Source organism: Sediminibacterium sp., from assembly GCF_030695065.1.
Taxonomy (GTDB): domain Bacteria; phylum Bacteroidota; class Bacteroidia; order Chitinophagales; family Chitinophagaceae; genus Sediminibacterium.
Genome location: NZ_JAUYTR010000005.1, coordinates 246,562 through 265,492, shown reverse-complemented (window position 1 = coordinate 265,492; position 18,931 = coordinate 246,562). Strand labels below are relative to the sequence as shown.

The 18,931-nt window shown below is 37.3% G+C and carries 15 protein-coding genes; 10 read left to right on the top strand and 5 right to left on the bottom strand.

What is annotated here, in order from left to right; translation table 11 throughout:
- The first annotated feature begins 42 nt into the window (after positions 1–42).
- Positions 43–414 (top strand): helix-turn-helix domain-containing protein, encoded by a 372-nt coding sequence (locus Q8S25_RS01125; RefSeq protein ID WP_305534035.1) that lies wholly within the window; start codon positions 43–45, stop codon positions 412–414.
- A gap of 11 nt (positions 415–425) precedes the next feature.
- On the opposite strand, the gene hemW is transcribed toward Q8S25_RS01125, so the two are convergent.
- Positions 426–1,553, bottom strand: a complete 1,128-nt coding sequence (gene hemW / locus Q8S25_RS01120; RefSeq protein WP_305534033.1) for a radical SAM family heme chaperone HemW — start codon at positions 1,551–1,553, stop codon at positions 426–428.
- A 78-nt stretch (positions 1,554–1,631) separates the two neighbouring features.
- On the opposite strand from hemW, the gene Q8S25_RS01115 reads away from it, so the two are divergent.
- From Q8S25_RS01115 to gldN, 6 genes are all read left to right on the top strand, one after another.
- Positions 1,632–2,507, top strand: a complete 876-nt coding sequence (locus Q8S25_RS01115) for a DUF4271 domain-containing protein (protein WP_305534031.1) — start codon at positions 1,632–1,634, stop codon at positions 2,505–2,507.
- A 32-nt stretch (positions 2,508–2,539) separates the two neighbouring features.
- Entirely contained in the window at positions 2,540–3,427 is an 888-nt protein-coding gene (locus Q8S25_RS01110; protein WP_305534029.1) for a uroporphyrinogen-III synthase, read from the top strand.
- A 272-nt stretch (positions 3,428–3,699) separates the two neighbouring features.
- Positions 3,700–4,983, top strand: a complete 1,284-nt coding sequence (locus tag Q8S25_RS01105) for an SUMF1/EgtB/PvdO family nonheme iron enzyme (protein WP_305534027.1) — start codon at positions 3,700–3,702, stop codon at positions 4,981–4,983.
- Between the two features lie 25 nt (positions 4,984–5,008).
- Positions 5,009–5,752, top strand: a complete 744-nt coding sequence (gldL, locus tag Q8S25_RS01100) for a gliding motility protein GldL (protein WP_305534025.1) — start codon at positions 5,009–5,011, stop codon at positions 5,750–5,752.
- A 52-nt stretch (positions 5,753–5,804) separates the two neighbouring features.
- Complete coding sequence (gene gldM / locus Q8S25_RS01095; RefSeq protein ID WP_305534023.1) at positions 5,805–7,346, top strand: gliding motility protein GldM; 1,542 nt, start codon at positions 5,805–5,807, stop codon at positions 7,344–7,346.
- Between the two features lie 8 nt (positions 7,347–7,354).
- Positions 7,355–8,518: a gliding motility protein GldN gene (gene gldN / locus Q8S25_RS01090; RefSeq protein WP_305534021.1), complete on the top strand. Its 1,164-nt coding sequence runs from the start codon at positions 7,355–7,357 to the stop codon at positions 8,516–8,518.
- 187 nt (positions 8,519–8,705) lie between these two features.
- Here gldN and uvrC read toward each other — a convergent pair whose 3' ends face one another.
- Genes uvrC through Q8S25_RS01070 form a run of 4 tightly spaced genes read right to left on the bottom strand, consistent with a single transcriptional unit; the run spans position 8,706 to position 13,145 of the window.
- Complete coding sequence (gene uvrC, locus Q8S25_RS01085) at positions 8,706–10,514, bottom strand: excinuclease ABC subunit UvrC (RefSeq protein WP_305534019.1); 1,809 nt, start codon at positions 10,512–10,514, stop codon at positions 8,706–8,708.
- Positions 10,514–11,101, bottom strand: a complete 588-nt coding sequence (locus Q8S25_RS01080) for a hypothetical protein (protein WP_305534017.1) — start codon at positions 11,099–11,101, stop codon at positions 10,514–10,516. Before Q8S25_RS01080 ends, uvrC begins: the two co-directional genes overlap by 1 nt.
- Positions 11,102–11,128: 27 nt before the next feature.
- Positions 11,129–12,556 (bottom strand): outer membrane beta-barrel protein, encoded by a 1,428-nt coding sequence (locus tag Q8S25_RS01075; protein WP_305534015.1) that lies wholly within the window; start codon positions 12,554–12,556, stop codon positions 11,129–11,131.
- A gap of 10 nt (positions 12,557–12,566) precedes the next feature.
- Entirely contained in the window at positions 12,567–13,145 is a 579-nt protein-coding gene (locus Q8S25_RS01070) for an RNA polymerase sigma factor (protein WP_305534013.1), read from the bottom strand.
- 94 nt (positions 13,146–13,239) lie between these two features.
- On the opposite strand from Q8S25_RS01070, the gene Q8S25_RS01065 reads away from it, so the two are divergent.
- From Q8S25_RS01065 to Q8S25_RS01055, 3 genes are all read left to right on the top strand, one after another.
- The gene (locus Q8S25_RS01065) at positions 13,240–14,859 is read left to right on the top strand and encodes a DUF1800 family protein (protein WP_305534011.1); all 1,620 of its coding nucleotides are present in this window, start codon (positions 13,240–13,242) and stop codon (positions 14,857–14,859) included.
- Between the two features lie 10 nt (positions 14,860–14,869).
- Positions 14,870–16,444, top strand: coding sequence for a DUF1501 domain-containing protein (locus Q8S25_RS01060; RefSeq protein ID WP_305534009.1), 1,575 nt, complete (start codon positions 14,870–14,872; stop codon positions 16,442–16,444).
- A gap of 86 nt (positions 16,445–16,530) precedes the next feature.
- On the top strand, positions 16,531–18,924 hold the full coding sequence (locus Q8S25_RS01055) for a TonB-dependent receptor (protein WP_305534006.1): 2,394 nt from the start codon (positions 16,531–16,533) through the stop codon (positions 18,922–18,924).
- Positions 18,925–18,931: the final 7 nt, after the last annotated feature.

Sequence of the window (18,931 nt, the reverse complement as noted above, 5' to 3'; positions counted from 1 at the left end):
AAAATTTTCTTAAATATGTATTAAATATATAAACTATTCAAAGTGCCAGAAACAATTATTAGAAAAGTAAGAGAACAAAGAAATTACACCCAAGATTTTGTAGCAAAACAAATGGGCATATCACAAAATGCTTATAGCAAAATTGAAAACGGCTACACCCAGCTTACAGTGAAGCATATTAAAGAGCTATCTAAAATTTTAGAAGTCTCTTTAATGGAATTATTGAAAGACGATTTTGAAATACATAAGCCCAATCATATACATACTGAGAGCATTAATAAAGAGAATTTACTAATGGCCATCAAACAGATTGCCGATAAATTAAGTGAGAAGCACCCTCATAAACATGATTTTTATCCAATTGTTATGACTTTATTACAAACAGTGGATACAACGGTAGACAATATTCACTAGTTCCCTATAGTTTATTCCTCTCTAAATAAATGAGCAGCAATACCATCTGCCATAAACTTACCTTTAGGGGAAAGGCTTAATTGACGATTAGCGTGAGTCAATAGTCCCTCATTAATATAATGGGCTGCATCTAGTAAAATGGCATCAAAAATGGCATTGTCCGCAATTGCATTGATCCTATTTGCATCAATGCCTTCAATGGTTCTGAGCGCCGTCATAATGTATTCATTAATTTGTTGAACAACAGTTAATTCCTCTATTTCAAATGGCACTATAGCTTGGGCTAATGATTGAATGTATAAAGCATTGTTACTGATATTCCACTGTCTGCTACGGCCGTTAAAAGAATGTGCCGCAGGTCCAATCCCTAAATAATGTTGTCCAGACCAATAGTTGGCATTGTGTATACTTCTTTTGCCTGGCAATGAAAAATTCGAAATTTCATATTGTTCAAACCCAGCATTTGCAGTCATTTCCTGCAAAATACTAAAATGAGCAGCTTGGTGTGCAGCATCTACATTCGGCAATTCTTGTTTATTAATTTTATGGGCTAGTGCTGTTTTGGGTTCTACTGTTAACGCATAACAAGATAAATGCGGAACCCCAGTGTTGATGGCAATTTGGAGATTCTTGATCCAATCTTTATTAGATAAACTGGGCCCACCATAAATTAAATCAATCGAAATATTTTGAATGCCTGCAGCCTGTGCCAATCCAATACAAGCCAAAGCTTGATCAGCATTGTGCGCACGTCCCATCCATTGTAGGTCTTCGTTTCTAAAAGACTGAATGCCAATACTCAAACGATTAACGCCCAATTCAATCCAATTCAATAATTGTTCGTTATCAATATCATCAGGGTTGGCTTCTAATGTTATTTCTGCATGAGGCAGTAAGTTGAAATGCTGCTTAACTGCTTCAAATATCTTAGTCAGCGATGCTTTCTTTAACAGAGATGGAGTGCCACCGCCCAAATACAGGGTTTCAATGGGCTCAGCTAAATATTTTTTTTGCAGTTGTATTTCATGTACAATGGCTTCAACCACCTGATCAATCAATTGATGATTGGTAGAAAAATGAAAATTGCAATAGTTGCAAGCTTTTTTACAAAAAGGGATATGAATATAAATTCCGGCCATTGGCTATTTAAAAATTAAAATTAGCATTGTTCTGCTAACATGAACGTTTAATCATAACCATTCAATAATTTTGTTGTAATGCGAATGCGTATTTTTTTGTTTTTATTTTTAATTACATCGGGGCTAATGGTTTCTGCACAGCAGGATTCAAGCCTCCGTATAGCGGCCGATACTAGTATTTCGAAACCAATCATCTTACCGGCTGCAGTTCCACTCATAGACACCGTCACTTATAAAAAGATTGCTGCACATCCGTATTTGCCATTGCACAAGCCAGCTATTTATATGTTGGTAGAGTATCATGAAAAAGAGTCGAAAGATGCCCTTTTTTATACACTTGCTTTATTGGTATTCTTGTTAGGGTTTATTAAGACCGCCTTCCCCAAATATTTTCAAAATTTGTTCAAACTGTTTTTTCAAACCTCATTAAGGCAAAAACAAACAAAAGAACAGTTGGCTCAAGATAGTTTTGCTTCCTTGCTCATTAACCTGCTTTTTTTGCTTTCAACAGGATTGTTCATTACATTGATTATACAATACAATCAATGGGCCAGTTTGCAATTTTGGTTGTTGTATGCTTATGTAACTGCTGTTTTGGGTATTATTTATTTAGGAAAATACCTTTTTGTTTCCTTTGCAGGGTGGGTTTTTAACAATAGTGCATCAGCTGCTTCATATTTGTTTTTGGTTGCAGTGGTAAACCGCATCATGGGAGTGGTTTTGCTCCCTCTAACAGTTTTATTGGCTTTTGCAGACCCAACAATTGGGGCAATTGTTGCCACTATCTCCTTCGGTGTTGTAACATTGTTATTTATTTATCGGTATTTAGTATCCTTTGGTCTACTTAGGACCGATCTTCAGCTAAATCCTTTTCATTTTTTCCTTTACCTTTGCGCCGTGGAAATTTTACCAATGGCGCTGATTTATAAGCTTTTGGTAGAAAATATAGGCTGATATTTTACATTTGCAAAATACAAGAGCAAGCAATGAGCAAAAACGGGTCTAAGCAAGAAGGAAATTCGAAGACAGCCAGAAAGATTCTAATTTCGCAGCCAAAGCCTGAGAGTGAAAGATCTCCTTACTTTGACCTAGAAAGAAAGCACAATGTTGAATTGGTATTTCATCCATTCATAGTGTTAGAAGGAATTCCTGCAAGAGATTTTCGCAAACAAAAAATTGATGTACAGCAATATACTGCCATCATTTTCACCAGCCGAAATGCAATCGATCATTTCTTTAGAATGAGCGAGGAATTAAAATTAAGTATTGCCCAGGATACCAAGTATTTCTGCATTACAGAAGCGGTTGCGCTCTATTTACAAAAATTTATTCTTTATAGAAAACGCAAAGTGTTTTATGGTGCCGATGGTACCAATAAGAGCATGTTAGACGTTATTAATAAGCACAAAGAGGCTGAGAAGTTTTTGTATGTATGCAGTGAGAACCAACAAGACAGTGAAATTTGTAGTTGGTTAAAGAATAATAAATGCGACTTTCAGTTGGCATATATGTATCGCACCATTAGCAACGACATCAAGCCTGTTTTGCAAAAGAATGAGTATGATATGATTTGCTTTTTCACCCCAAGCGGAGTAAAAAGCTTATTGGATAATTTTCCTGATTTCAAGCAAAATGGTACCGTTTTAACGGCATTTGGTGGAAATACCTCGAAAGCGGTTTTAGAAGCTGGATTTAATCTAGAAATTCAAGTGCCTAGCCCACAGCGCCCAAGTATGGTGGCTGCGTTAGATATATTTTTAGCGAGTGCCCCCACAAAAGCACCAACCAATACAGCTTCAAAAGCTCCCAAAAAGGCAGCAAGCAAAGCCCCCAAAAAGTCGCCAGCCAAAAAAGCAGCAAAAGCAACAAAATAATTGTTTAAGAAGAACCCCTCATTTGAGGGGTTTCTTTTTATCAACAGGCAACATTTGGCCTTTTTTTCCGTTCTAAACTATCTTTAGCAATTATGTAACAACTTTATAAGTAATTTGCTTTGGACAGGCCCTATGAACAAACCTATTTTACTAGAAATTAATTAGTTACTATTGATTGTAAATTTTACTTAAAAACCAATAAGACGAGGCACTTTTATTAGTACCAAGTCATTTGAAACATATATTTGCTCCTGTCAAAATCAATTGTGGTCATGAAAAGACATTTTTATTTGGTTATCACGGCGTTTTGTGCGTTAGCGGTCACTTCGTGTAATCCCTTCAAATCGAAGGGTGGAAAAGGATTGCCAGACGATGGCCAACTTCACGGAGTTTCGCCAAATGCTAAGCAGAATATGAATCCCCCGAGGAACATGGTTTACATACAACCAGGAACTTTCCATATGGGGCCTAGCGATGAAGACATCAGCTACCAATATACTACCAGAAACAGACAAGTGTCTATTCCTGGTTTTTGGATGGATGCCACTGAAATCACTAACGACGATTATCGCCAGTTTGTTAACTGGGTTAGAGACTCACTTTCTTTCAAAATTCTATTTGGACAAGGAATTAATAAAGACGATGATACCATGGCAGTTGATTGGGCCAAGGTAAAAACCATTAAGTGGGATAGAAAAACGGTTGAGCAGTTAAATGAATTAAACCTTGCACCAGACAATCGTTTATACGGTAAGCCAGAAATTGATCCTGATAAATTGATTTATAGAATAGAATATTTTGACTTGGCAGAAGCTGCAAAAAGAGAAAATGCAGGACAGCCTCGTAAAAATTTCATTGTAAAGCGCAATCAGAAAGTATATCCTGATACATTGGTATGGATGAGAGATTTCTCTTATTCATATAACGAACCAATGACCAAAAGATATTTCTCTCATCCCTCATTTGGAAATTATCCAGTGGTAGGGGTTACTTGGAAGCAAGCAATGGCTTTTTGTAGCTGGAGAACACATTATCAAAATGCTTACTTAGGTAAAAAGAACTTAGCATTCGATGGCGATTATCGTTTGCCTTCTGAAGCGGAGTGGGAATATGCTGCTCGTGGTGGAAGAACCAATTCAATGTTCCCTTGGGGTAACTATTATACCAGAAATAAAAAAGGTTGCTTATTGGCCAACTTTAAGCCAGGCAGAGGTAATTATGCAGAAGACGGAGGATTCTATACTGTTAGAGCCGATGCATATTGGCCCAATGATTATGGCTTATACAATATGAGCGGAAACGTTGCAGAGTGGACGGGTTCTTACTTTTATGAAGGATCTTATAATTTCCTTTCAGATATGAGCCCTGATGTTCGTTATGACGCAAAAGATTCTGACCGTCCTCGTGAGAAACGCAAAGTAATTAGAGGTGGTTCTTGGAAAGATACTCAATACCAAATTCAAGTTAGTACTCGTAACTACGAATACCAAGACACAGCTAAATCATATATTGGTTTCCGTTGTGTGATTGATTTGGCTCCAAAAATGAAAAAGTAAAAAATAAACTACAAAAAATACAATTATGGCTTCAGGTGTTTCTCCTACAGTTAATCGCGCGGTAAACGTTGTTGTATCTCTTGGTGCAGCCGTGGTGATCTTTGGTGCAATGGCAAAAATACTTCACCTTTCTTGGGCAGACTGGGCATTAAAAATTGGTTTAACAACCGAGGCTTTGATATTTATTATCTATGCTATTTTGCCTCCTCCAGATATGGGTGCGCCAACCGTTGTTGCAGATGCGGGTAATCCTGCTTTAAAAAGCATGGAAAAAATGTTGGCAGAAGCCGATATTACCCCTGCCAATTTAGGAAAGTTGAGCGAAGGCTTTAAGAAACTAGGAAGTACTGTAGAGAAGATGGGCGAAATAAGCGATGTGGTAAAATCTACAGGCGATTTTACTGCAAATTCAAAAGCAGCAGCCACTGCATTGGGTTCTGTAGCTACAGCAGTAAATGGTGCAGTACATTCCTTATCTAGTTTTGAAGCAGCAGCTGAAAGCAATAAGCAGTTTCATGTTCAAGTTCAAGGACTAACTAAAAACTTATCATCTCTAAATACTATTTACGAATTAGAATTACAAGAGAGTAATAATCACCTTAAAGCATTGAATCAGTTTTATGGTAAATTATCTGCTGCCTCAGAAGCGATGAATAATACTGCTGAAGATGCAAACAGAGCAAAGGAACAAATTGCAGCTTTAGCGAATAACCTTACCAAGTTGAATCAGGTATATGGAAGTATGCTTACTGCAATGCAGGGTAGATAAGCTGAATAGTAAACTGAATTGATCAAACGTATTTAGATAAACAAAAGATAGTATGTCATTACCCAAGGAACCGCGGCAGAAGATGATTAACATGATGTATCTCGTGTTAACGGCTTTGCTTGCTTTGAACGTTTCTTCAGAAATATTGAATGCTTTTAAAACCGTAGACAAAAGCCTGATGACAGCAACAGGTGTTGCGGAGAAAAAGAATTCAGAAATTTTTAAATCGTTCCAGAAAAAAATCGAAGATCCAACTACCAGAGAAAAGGCAGAAATTTGGTTACCCAAAGCCCAAACTGCCAAAAAACTTTCTGATGAAGTGTACAATTATATTGAAGCGCTAAAAGCGGAATTAAAAAAAGAATCGGGGCTTAAAATGGTAGATGGCAAAGAAGATTTTAAAGAAGATGATTTAGATGCCGCTACTCGTTTATTTGTATCTGCACCCCCTTCTGGTAAAGGAAAGGGAAAGGAATTATTTGATAAGTTAGCTAATTTTAAGAAGCAATTATTAGAAATAGATCCTGAAATGGCTGCTGCAATTGGAACCAACTTGCCTTTAGATTTACCTGCTGTCAAAAGTGAAAAAGATAAAGAAGAATGGGCTTATACTTTCTTTCATATGACGCCTACTGTTGCTGGTATTACCATGTTAAGTAAGTTTCAAAATGATATTAAGAATAGTGAATCTCAGGCGGTAGAATTTTGTCATAAAGAAATAGGACAGGTAGAATTAGTGTATGACCAATTTCAGGCAATTGCCAATGCCAACGCCAGCTATGTAATGCCTGGTGAAGAAATTATTATTAATGCTGGTGTGGGTGCTTTCAATAGTGCTTCTCAACCAAGAGTAACTGTGGATGGTGCTAGTGCAACCCCTACACCAGATGGTTCATTCGAATATAAATTTAGACCTAGCGGAACTGGTTCTAAAAACGTAACAATTTCCTTTGTAAAGCCAGATGGCACAACGGCATCAGTTACTAAAGAAATTAAATACACCGTAGGTGTTCCTTCAGGATTAGTAGTATCTACCGATAAAACGCGTGTGTTTTATCAAGGGTTAGAAAACCCATTGAGTGTAACAGGTGGAAGTGGAGACGAGAAAGTGAATGTATCTATTGAAGGAGCAGGAATTGGATTCCGTAAAGAGGGCCCTGGTCAATATATTGTAACAGCTTCTGCTTTAGGATCTGCTACAGTGAACGCAACAGATGGTAAGAATACTCAAAAGATTGTTATACCTATTAAGCGTGTTCCCAACCCTTTGGCAACGGTTGGTGGTAAAGGAGGTGGACCTATTGTAGCCAATGCATTCAGGGTACAGCGTGGAGTTGTTGCAGATTTAAAAGACTTTGTGTTTGAAGGTGTAAAATATGAAGTTGTTTCTTTTACGTTGATTTGTACTGGAAGAGGCTTTGAAGAAAGTGGATTTGGAATTGCAGAAGTATCAGGAGCATATTTTAACGCAGAAGCAAAGGCCTTATTAAATAAATGTCAAGCTGGATCAACCGTGGTGATTGACGAAATTAAAGTGAGCGGACCTGGTGGAACCAGATTGTTGGATCAAAATATTTCATTTACTCTACAATAACTGTGCGTATGAAAAAGATTGTTTATTCAGGATTATTAATGACTACTGCCTTGGTAGTAGCAATGGGTGCAATGGCGCAGTCTAAATATAAAAAGCCTGCAACTACCACTACAAAACCTGCTGCAAGTGCTGCAAAGCCAGCTACCACAAAAGCTAAGCCAGTTGCTAAAAAGCCCACTTCAAAATACGCAGCTGCAAAAAATAATATCAACCAAGTTAATCCTGCTGCCGACACTACTATTGTACCTGCTCAAGCTGTTACAGGAACATCAAGGTATAGAAATAGCAATAATACTGCTTTAGGAACAGGTACTACTACCACTAATCCTACTGCACCTGTTACTTTTAGTTTTGATACTACGGTTCAAGGTGGTTTTGATGCAAAGCCTGAGGTTTCGTTAAGAAACAATTATGCTATGCTAAGAACACAAGTTAGAGATCGCAAGCCTTTAGAATACGAAGACTTACGCGAAGACGATGCGGTATTTAGTCATTTTATTTGGAGAGAGATTGATGCAAGAGAAAAAATAAATCAATCTTTTATGTATCCAGGTAAAGATGATAATGGTGATCAACGCTTTTTCTCTTTATTGTTGAGTGCAATTAAAAATGATAGTGTTACAGCTTTTTCATCAGACAACGATCGATTCACCACCCCGCTTACCACTTCTTATGTGATGTCTATGGTTAGTGGTGCTTTAGACACTGTTGATGTAGTTGATCCTGCTACTGGAGCTGTTGAAAAAGTTATTACTAAGAAACCTAAGTTTAGTCCTGATTCAGTGTATACTTTCCGAATTAAAGAACAAATCATTTTCGACAAAGAAAGCAGCAGGATGTTTACCCGCATTCTAGGTATTGCGCCAATTGCCAAGCAAGTAGTTGCTGGCAAGTCTTTACCAAGGGTTTTATTCTGGGTATATTATCCAGATATCAGGGCTTCTCTAACAAAATTTGACGTGTACAATCCCAAAAATATTGCAGCAAGAATGACTTGGGAAGAATTATTCGAAAGCCGTTTCTTCAGTAGCTATATCATCAAGAGTACCATTAATAACCCTGGAGATAAATCATTAAGCGCGTTTATTAAAGACCCTTTGTTCCGATTATTAGAAGGGGAGAATATCAAATCTAAGATTATGAATTACGAGCAAGATTTGTGGGCTTATTAAGTCTATTTAATATTATTTGTTTCAACAAAAAGGGGCTTCTAGCCCCTTTTTGAATTAAAAAATCTTATTCACAGTAAATGGATAAAGTTTTTTTTATATTTTATGGAGGAAACTGTAATTTCACCTCGGTTTTTCATAGGATATTGGATTTTAAAAACGGGGCTGGATTTCTATCCTGGCCCTTTTTTTATTCCTTCCCCTTAAAATACTTCGTTAGAATGGTTGCTCTATTTACTCCAACCACCAATGCCAACGCTTGTTCCGATTGAAGTTTAATATTTTTTACAGATTTAAAATTGCGCAATAACTCATCAATAGTTGCTTTGCCAATGCCAGGCACTTGTTCCAATTCATTTTTAAATGTGCCTTTAGAACGTTGGTTTCTATGAAACGTAATGCCAAAGCGATGCACTTCATCTCTAATTCTTCTGACCAATTTTAAGGAGTCGCTACTCATGGGTAGTTTAAATGATTCTGAATCTCCTGGAAAAAATATTTCTTCTTCATTTTTGGCCAAGCCAACCACTGTTGTAATACCAATTAAGTCAAGTTCTTTAAAAGCCTCCATTGCAGAGCTTAATTGCCCTTTTCCACCATCTATGATCACTAATTGAGGAAAAGGCGAGTCTTCTTCTTTCAAGCGTTTATAGCGCCTATAAACCACTTCTTTCATGGTTGCAAAATCATTGATGCCTTCAACCGTTTTTACATTAAACCTGCGATAGTCGTTTTTGGCCGGAATGCCGTTTTTAAAGCAAACCATTGCACTCACCGGATAAGCACCTTGAAAATTGGAGTTATCAAAGCATTCTATATGAAGTGGTACTTCATTTAATTGCAAGTAATGCTGTAATTCGTACAATACCTTTTTTTGCTCATCATCCGTTTTGCCCTCCAATCGTAACATTTTTTTCTTTCTCAACTCTTCTTTAAAGTAAGCCACGTTTTTTAAAGAGAGGTCTAATAGTTTTCTCTTATCACCTGCTTTGGGTATGGTAATGATAATAGAGGGGTCAGGATATTCAATAGGGAAGGGAACAATTAGTTCTTTAGCCATGCTATTAAATGTGTTGCGTAACTCGCCTATTACCCAAATCAATACTTCTTCCTCTGTTTCTTCTAATTTAGTTTCAATAGGTACCGAGTGGGTTTGTACAATGGTTCCATTTTGAACCATCAAATAGTTCACATAGGCTTTGTTGTCGTCCTTGGCAATACTAAATACATCTATATTGTTTAAATGCTTGCTTACTACCACAGATGAAGATTGATAATTTTCTAAATGATCAATCTTTTTTCGAATCATTTCGGCTTTCTCAAACTCAAGCCCCATGGCATATTGCTGCATTTCTTCTTTAAACTGCGCAATCACCGAGCCCAGGTTTCCTTTTAAAATATTGCGCATTTGTTGAATGCCATTTTGATAATCTTCCAACGATTGCAAACCTTCGCAGGGCCCTTTGCAATTACCTAAATGGTATTCTAAACAGACTTTAAATTTTCCTGCAGCAATATTTTCCTTGCTTAAGTTGAGCTTGCAACTTCTTAATGGAATATATTGTTTTACAAATTCAATGAGCTCTCTAACTTTTCCCGCAGAGGTAAAGGGGCCAATATATTCTGACCCATCATTTATTTTTCTTCGCGTTAAAAATATCCTAGGGAAAGCCTCGCGTTTTACTACTATATAAGGATAGGTTTTGTCGTCTTTTAATTCAATATTATACTTTGGCTTGTATTCTTTAATTAAAGCGTTCTCTAATAAAAAAGCATCTTGTTCAGAATCTACAATAGTGAATTCAATTTGATGAATTCGCTTAACCAGTTCATGTGTTTTATATCCAACAAAACTTTTACTGAAATAGGAGCTGACTCTTTTGCGTAAACTTTTTGCTTTTCCTACATATAAAAGCGTATGCTCTTTATCGAAGTATTTGTAAATACCAGGTTGTAAAGGAATGGTATGTGCTATTTGTTGAAAAGCTTCTTGCGTCATTATTGTTCCTGGTTTTTCCAACTAATTTCCTTGCTATTACTTTCATTAAAGCCATTTTGTGTTCTCTTAGAACTGCTGATAACAAATTGTTTATTGGCTATCCAGCTGTATTGTTCGGTAATAGTAGTATCTCCCACTTGTTGAATTACTCGTATAAACAATCTTTTGGGCAAATTAGTTTGCTGGTTCAAAAGCAAGTCAATGCTTTTTATTGGGGCTTTAGTGCTACTGTAATTGATGGTATAACTTTCTGTGCCTAGGTCTTGGAATATTGATTCATTAAATAAATATTTATTAGACATGAACCATTGGGCTTGTTGTAGTATAACAGATGCAGCCGATAGAAAATCGTCTTTGCTGATTTCGTGTGAACTGGTATCTTTTAAATTGGATTTTTTTTCTACAATAGTAAAATTGCGGAGGTCTACATATTTCATTTCATCTGCAATAAAATTGGCAACTGGATAAAATTGAGCGGTGTCTGCTGCTACTTTATTGGCAGAAGTATTAGCGGTCTTATTGTTATTACAAGCTACAATTCCACAACAGAAAAAGCAAAACAAACCAATACGAAGAAAAATATTCATGCAACAAAACTATCCAAAATAGCGCAATTAGCGTTGCTTAGTAAACGCCAAGCGAATACCATAATCCATTAGGTACTCTTTAATTGGATAACGGTTGGTGTAAGTAGGCAAATGTTGGTACCTAATTTGAGGGCCTAACTGCCAAAGATTGGAGCCCGATTTGAAGTTTACGTGAATGCCTGCGCTGGTATTGATATTCCACCTGCGTACAAATTCATTGCCATCGGTATAGTTTTTAAAATCGGTAGAAAGTAAGAATACACTTGAGTTAAAAGAATAAGTGGGTTGTACTGTTGCTTCTGCACTAATACCAAATTGTTTTCCTTTTATGATATCCCACTGAACACCTACAGGTAAAGCAACTTGAAAACTTTTATTATCTAATTGCTCTTGTTTATAGCCACCTGAATTATTATAGTTCGAGAACATGTTTAAGTTTTCTACACTGCCATTGTTAATTAAAGAAACAGTTGCCAAACCGGTATTGGCCTTAAATGTTTCAATATGGTATTGGCGAATATTTACTTGAATTCCCGTTTTAAATTTAAGTTTTGAATTGATATTGTATAGTGCTGCCAATCCAACTTCTAAGCCCATTGCAGGGCGATGACGGACTACGTCATTAACTCCTGCTGTATAGTTGAGTGCCAATGGTACGTTTTGGGCAGCTGCTATATTAGTTGGTTGTATAATTTCTTTAACCTGAGCATCAGACAAAGAGCGATAGCTGGTTGAAGGAGTTATATAAAACTGAAATCCTATGCGCTTATTAGGAATTGGTAAACTAATAGCATTATTAATGGGCTGAGTTCGTTTTTCATCATTTAAATTAATGCTCAGTGATGTTTCTTCCGCAGATTTAGCCAATTGTAATTGTCCAATGCCAGCAAGAGCAGCAGAGCTCGAAATGGTTTCTGTTGCGTTTAATTTTAATGCCAACGGAAGCACTTCTTCATATACTTCTATTTCTTTTTTGGCTTCGTTATTTGCAATCAGTTCTTCATTTATTGTTGGTACAGTTGTAATAGCACTGCTACTAATAATAGTATGGGCCATTTGCCATTCAGGATTGGCTAAAGTAGGAACAGTTGCAACAGGCTCTCTTAGCTGAGTTATGGTTTGCTCTGTTATATGATTGGGTTCAATTGCTTGATAGTAAGCTTCTTTAGGAGCAGGGGCGTGCATGCGGGTTTCAACAGCTGGCTTGCTCACTTTAGTAGTGGTAGTGGCAACAAATTTGAAACGATCTGCAGAGGGGGCAATTAATAAAGTAGAAATAGTTAAACTAACAATTACCAGTAACGAAATAACGGTAAGTGCAGGCCAAGCAGGATTACCGTGCAAATGAGTGCGGATATTTTTCCACGCATCATCTGCAGGATACATGCGATGGTCCTTCAGCTCTTCTTGCAAGAATTGCTCAAATTCGTTGTCTTGGTAATACTTACGATCCATATACTAAATGCTACTTCTTAAAAGCAGCCGCCCAATTGAAACGCTCTCTTGGTTGTTCTATAATTCTTTTCTTAATTAAAATTCCTTCTAACATCACTTTTGCTCTAGTGTACTGGCTTCTGCTAGTGCTTTCTTCTATATCGAGCATATCAGCAATCTCTTTATGGCTATACCCTTCCATTGCGTACAAGTTCAAAACCGTTCTATATCCTAAAGGCAGTTGTCTAATACACTCTATAATTTGTCTTGCCTGCATTACTGAAGGCATGGTTTCTTCTTTTACTTCTAAATAATCGGCCTGGTCAAGATCTATACTGTTGCTGAATTTTTTATTCTTCTTTAGAAAATTAATACAAGTATGAACAATGATTCTTCTTATCCAACCTTCAAATGCACCCTTGTTCTGAAATGTATGTATTTGCGTAAAGATTTTGATAAAGCCTTCTTGCAACATGTCCTCTGCATCTTCTCTGCTATTGCCGAATCTATAACATACACTCAACATCTTAGGACTGTATCTATTGTACAGTTCCCGCTGTGCGGAGGGATCGTTATTTAAACAGCCTACCAGAATGGTTTGCTCGGTCATTTGGGGGTTTTATTTCCCTAAATATAAGACAATTTTAATGTTAAAAAGCTGCATAAAAGCTTTATTTAGCATCATACGATTACCAATTCTGCATATGGATAACTCATTTACCCCACCACCCCTTACTGGTTTAACGCCCTATTCTGGTAGTTTTACCCAGGTTGAATTACAACATTTGCTTAAGCGGACCATGTTTGGCGCTAGTAAGGCCGACCTGACTTATTTTGGCGGAAAATCTTTAGCGGTTGTGCTAAATGAAATACTGAATCCAATAACTACAGCCCCAGCTCCCCCAATAAAAGAATACACCACTTCCACTACTGCATCGGCACCTGATACTGCAATTGCACTAGGCAGTACATGGGTGGGTGATTTAAATAATGATGGAACGGTGCAAAGCCAAAGAAGGGCTTCATTTAAAAAATGGTGGATGGGTTTAATGATTAACCAAGACAGGTCAATACTAGAAAAAATGACACTGTTTTGGCACAATCATTTTGCTACTGAGTCTAATGATATTAGTAATGCACAATATGTTTATAGGCACCATCAGTTATTAAGAACATATGCATTGGGAAATTTCAAAGTGCTTACAAGAGCTGTTACTGTAGATTCTGCCATGCTGGTTTATTTGAATGGGCAACTCAATACAAGAACTGCACCCGATGAAAACTATGGTAGAGAATTACAAGAATTATTTTGTTGTGGGAAGGGACCAGACTCATTGTACACAGAAGCCGATGTTAAAGCAGCAGCAAGGGTTTTGACGGGATGGAGGAATAACAACACCACCATGATTGCCTATTTTGATGCTACCAGACACGATACCAATCCAAAGGCTTTCTCTTCTTTTTATAATAACACTGTTATTACAGGAAGAACAGGTGCAACTGCAGGAGATTTGGAGTTAGACGATATGTTGAATATGATTTTTAATGTGCAGGAAGTAGCTAAATATATTTGCCGACGTATTTACAGATGGTTTGTTTACTATGATATTGATGCATCGGTAGAATCCAATATTATTACACCGCTTGCCAATATTTTTAGAAGTAATAATTATGAAATAAAACCAGTATTACAAGCTTTACTACAAAGCGAACATTTTTTTGATACACTTTCTCGTGGATGTCAAATTAAAAGCCCGGTAGATTTAGTAGTAGGCATGTGTAGAGAATTTAATATTCAGTTTCCACCTTCAACTGATTATGTAACCAATTACGCCCATTGGAATTATATGGTTACATGGGTAAGTAATATGCAACAAAATATTGGAGACCCACCCGATGTAAGTGGTTGGAAAGCATATTACCAAGAGCCACAGTTTTATCAAATATGGATCAACAGCGATACCCTTCCCAAGCGCAATCAGTTTACCGATACCATGATTGTGAGTGGATATAGTTTTGGCGGAAAACGAATTCAAATAGATGGGGTCACATTTGTTAGAACCCTTAGCAATCCTGCCGATCCGAATATATTGATTAACGATTTAACTGCCCATATGTTTAGGTTAGATATTTCCGATGCATCAAAGGCACAATTAAAAAGAGATATATTATTGAGTGGACAAACCAGTGACCATTATTGGACGGATGCATGGAATTTATTTATTAGCACACCCGGTAATACTGCTAATGCCACAACCGTCCGAAATAAAGTACGCGACCTAATCAAATATTTAATGAACCTAGCCGAATACCAACTCGCCTAAAACCACTTATATGAAAAGGAGAGACTTTTTAAAAAATACTGTACCAGCAGGTATATTGCTTCCCTCTTTGGTGAGTGGATTTTCGTTCAAGGTATTTGGTGCATCTTCAGTTTTTGCCGCGGCACTACAAATGCAAGCAGAAGAGAACGATCATATTTTAGTACTTATACAATTGAATGGAGGCAATGATGGATTAAATACAATTATTCCATTAGAAAATTTTGCGAACTATGCCAATGCCCGCTCCAATATTTTTATTCCAGAAAATAAAGTTTTAAAATTATCAGGCGTAGATAAAGCGGGATTGCATCCAGCCATGACCGGGTTACAAAGTTTGTACAACGATGGAAAATTAAATATTATACAATCAGTAGGCTATCCGCAACCGAGCTTTTCCCATTTTAGGGCAACCGATATTTGGATGAGTGCCAGTGATTCTAATACGGTGGTAAACAGTGGATGGGCTGGCAGATACTTAGATTATCAGTATCCTAATTTTCCAACTGGATACCCCAATGCAAGCATGAAAGATCCATTGGCTATACAAATAGGATCGGCTACATCGCTTACTATGCAAGGACCTTCGGTGAATATGGCCATGAGCATCAGCAACACTAGTAATTTTTATAACCTGATTAATGGCGTACAAGATCCAGCACCAGCAACACCTGCCGGAAAAGAATTAACTTATATAAGACAGATCACCCAACAAACGCAGCAGTATGCAACAGTCATAAAAGATGCAGCTGCAAAAGTGCCTACACAATCAACTTATCCAACCAATAATTCTTTGGGTGATCAATTAAAAATTGTTGCCCGACTAATAAAAGGGGGCTTACAAACCAGGGTGTATATGGTAAGTACCGGAGGCTTTGATACGCATGCATCACAGGTAAATGCGGCAGATACAACCACTGGAACACATGCCACATTATTAGGAAGAGTGAGTGATGCCATTAAAGCCTTTCAAACCGACTTGGCATTTTTAGGAGTAGATGATAAAGTAGTAGGAATGACTTTCTCTGAGTTTGGAAGACGCATCAAGAGCAATGGCAGTAGCGGCACCGATCACGGCGCAGCCGCACCCGTATTTGTTTTTGGTAAACAAGTAATTGGAGGAGTTACGGGTAATACTCCCAATTTTGGCGCAAGTGTGGGAGTGGGCGACAACGTTCCATTTCAATACGATTTTAGATCGGTGTATTCTACACTATTGAGCAATTGGTTATGTGTAGACGACAACGATTTGCAACAAATCATGCTAAAGAATTACCAGAACCTACCATTGGTAAGTGGAGCAGCATGTAAGAAGCCACAACCATTGGCAACAGAGCAATTGGTAAGCAATTATCCAAATCCATTTACATCCAGCACCGTCATCACATTCAAAACCGCGGGTGGACATACCTTAATTCAAATCATTGATACCAGTGGCAGGGTATTGGCAGTATTGACCGATAAAGAATACCCCGCAGGAACCTATACCGTCACATTCAATAGTGGATTTTTGCCAACAGGAGTCTATTATGCCCGCTTTCAAAACCTATCTGTACAGCAAGTGCGGCCTATGCTAAAAGTCAGGTAAAATCTACCCGAAAAAATATTTGCAACAATGATGTAAAAATTCAAATGCTTCCCTATATTTGCAACATAGTAGCAAAAAAGAAGTATATGAAATCTGTTGTTTTGACGATGTTTTTTTTGGGTTCAATTACAGCCACCGCTTTGGCCAATGGTTCATTAAAAGGGAAAGTGACCGACGCGCAAACGGGTAAGCCATTGGTGGGGGCATCCATTTATTTACATGAATTAAAAACGGGGACCATCACTGGATCCGATGGTAGTTATCAAACACTTACGATTCCATCAGGCAAATACTTAGTAGAAGTAAGTTTTATGGGATACAGTGCATTCTTAAAAACCATTGCCATTACTCAAGCCCAAGTGTTAGATATTGCCTTAAAGCAATCGGTAGTAGAGCACGAAGCAGTAACAGTAACAGGTGTTGCATCAGCAGTAAGAATTTCGCAAAATCCACAAGCTATTTCAGTAGTAAGAAAAACCGATTTAATGCGTGGAAGTTCAACCAATATTATAGATGCGTTAAGCAAATTGGTTCCAGGTGTTGGTGCATTAAGTACTGGACCAGCCATTAGCAAACCCATCATAAGAGGATTGGGATACAATAGAGTCATCACCATTAACGATGGAGTAAGACAAGAAGGACAACAATGGGGCGACGAGCACGGTATAGAAATTGATGAAGCCAGTGTGCAAAGAGTAGAAGTATTAAAAGGACCAGCTTCATTATTGTATGGAAGTGATGGTATGGGTGGAGTAGTGAATATTATCACGAATGTACCAGTTGAACAAGGCCGCATTAGAGCCAATTACAATGTATCTACCAATAGTAATAATGGATTAATCAGCAATAATTTTAATACAGCCGGTCATTTTAAAAATGGATTCAATTACAATATGTATGGATCGTTTAAAACTGCTAAAGATTATCAAAATAAATACGATGGTCGTGTGCTAGGAAGCCGATTTAATGAAAGAAATTTTGGTGGATATATAGGCATCAATAAAAAATGGGGATACAGTCATTTGATGGTAAGTAATTTTAATCAAAATTTGGGCTTAGTAGAAGGAGATAGAGATGATGCAACAGGAAAGTTTATTTTGTTTGCAGGTTCTCCATTAGAAAGAATTGCCACTGATGCAGATTTGAATTCGCGTAACGTGCAAACACCCTCACAAGGAATTAATCATTTTAAAATTGCATTAGACAATAATATTGCTTTAGGAACTGGAAGACTCAACTTCAATATTGGCTACCAAAGAAACCAACGAAAAGAATTTGGAGACCCTGAAGCGCCCACTAGTCCTGAATTGTATTTTGATTTGCGCACTGTTAACTATAATCTTCAATACCATTTTGCCGATATGAATGGATGGAAAACCAGTATTGGAGTGAACGGAATGCAGCAACAAAATCAAAATAAAGCAGATGAGGTATTGATTCCAGAATACAAATTATTTGACGCGGGTTTATTTGTTTACACACGAAAAACATTCAATGATAAATTGACTTTGAGTGGAGGACTTAGAAGCGATTATAGAAAATTAAACAGTGAAGGATTCACTGAAGGAACAGAAGTAAAGTTTAATACATTCAGTAAAACCTTTAGCAATATCAGTGGATCTGTTGGAGTAAGCTACAATGCATCAGAAGCAGTTACATTAAAAGCGAATGTATCAAGAGGCTATAGAGCGCCTTCTGTATCTGAATTAGCGAGCAATGGCACCCATGAAGGAACGAATAGGTATGAACATGGCGATCAAAATCTGCAAAATGAAACATCTATACAAGCAGATGCAGGAATAGAAGTAAATACCCAGCATTTTAGTTTTCAAGTAACCGCTTTTTACAATAGCATCAGTAATTATATTTTCTATGCTAAGTTGAGTAGTGTGGCAGGTGGAGATTCATTGGTGAATGTTGATGGAGAAGATATGATGGCATTTCAGTTTAGACAAAACAATGCAAGATTGTATGGCTTTGAAACTAAGATAGATATACATCCGCATCCATTAGACTGGTTACACTTGGCAAGTACTTTCTCTTATGTAGCAGGAAAATTTAATACGCCTTATGAAGGAAACAACCGCTTGCCTTTTATACCACCAGCAAGATGGACCACAGAATTAAGAGCAGACTTTGCAAAAGCGGCCAACGGCGCATTAAAGAATTTTTACTTGAAGCTAGAGTTGGATAATATGTTTACACAAAACAGGGTATTCACTACTTATAATACAGAAACTGCAACAGCAGGATTTTCTCTACTCAATTTTGGAATTGGTGCCGACATCCAAAGCAAGGGTAGAACATTTGCTACCATTAATTTAGCAGCGAATAATATGACTGATGTGGCTTATCAAAATCACTTGAGCCGATTAAAATACACAGCAGATAATTTAGTAACAGGTCGTGCTGGCGTATTTAATATGGGAAGAAACTTTACCCTACGAATGAATATTCCACTTGAGTGGAAATTGAAATAGCTTTTTT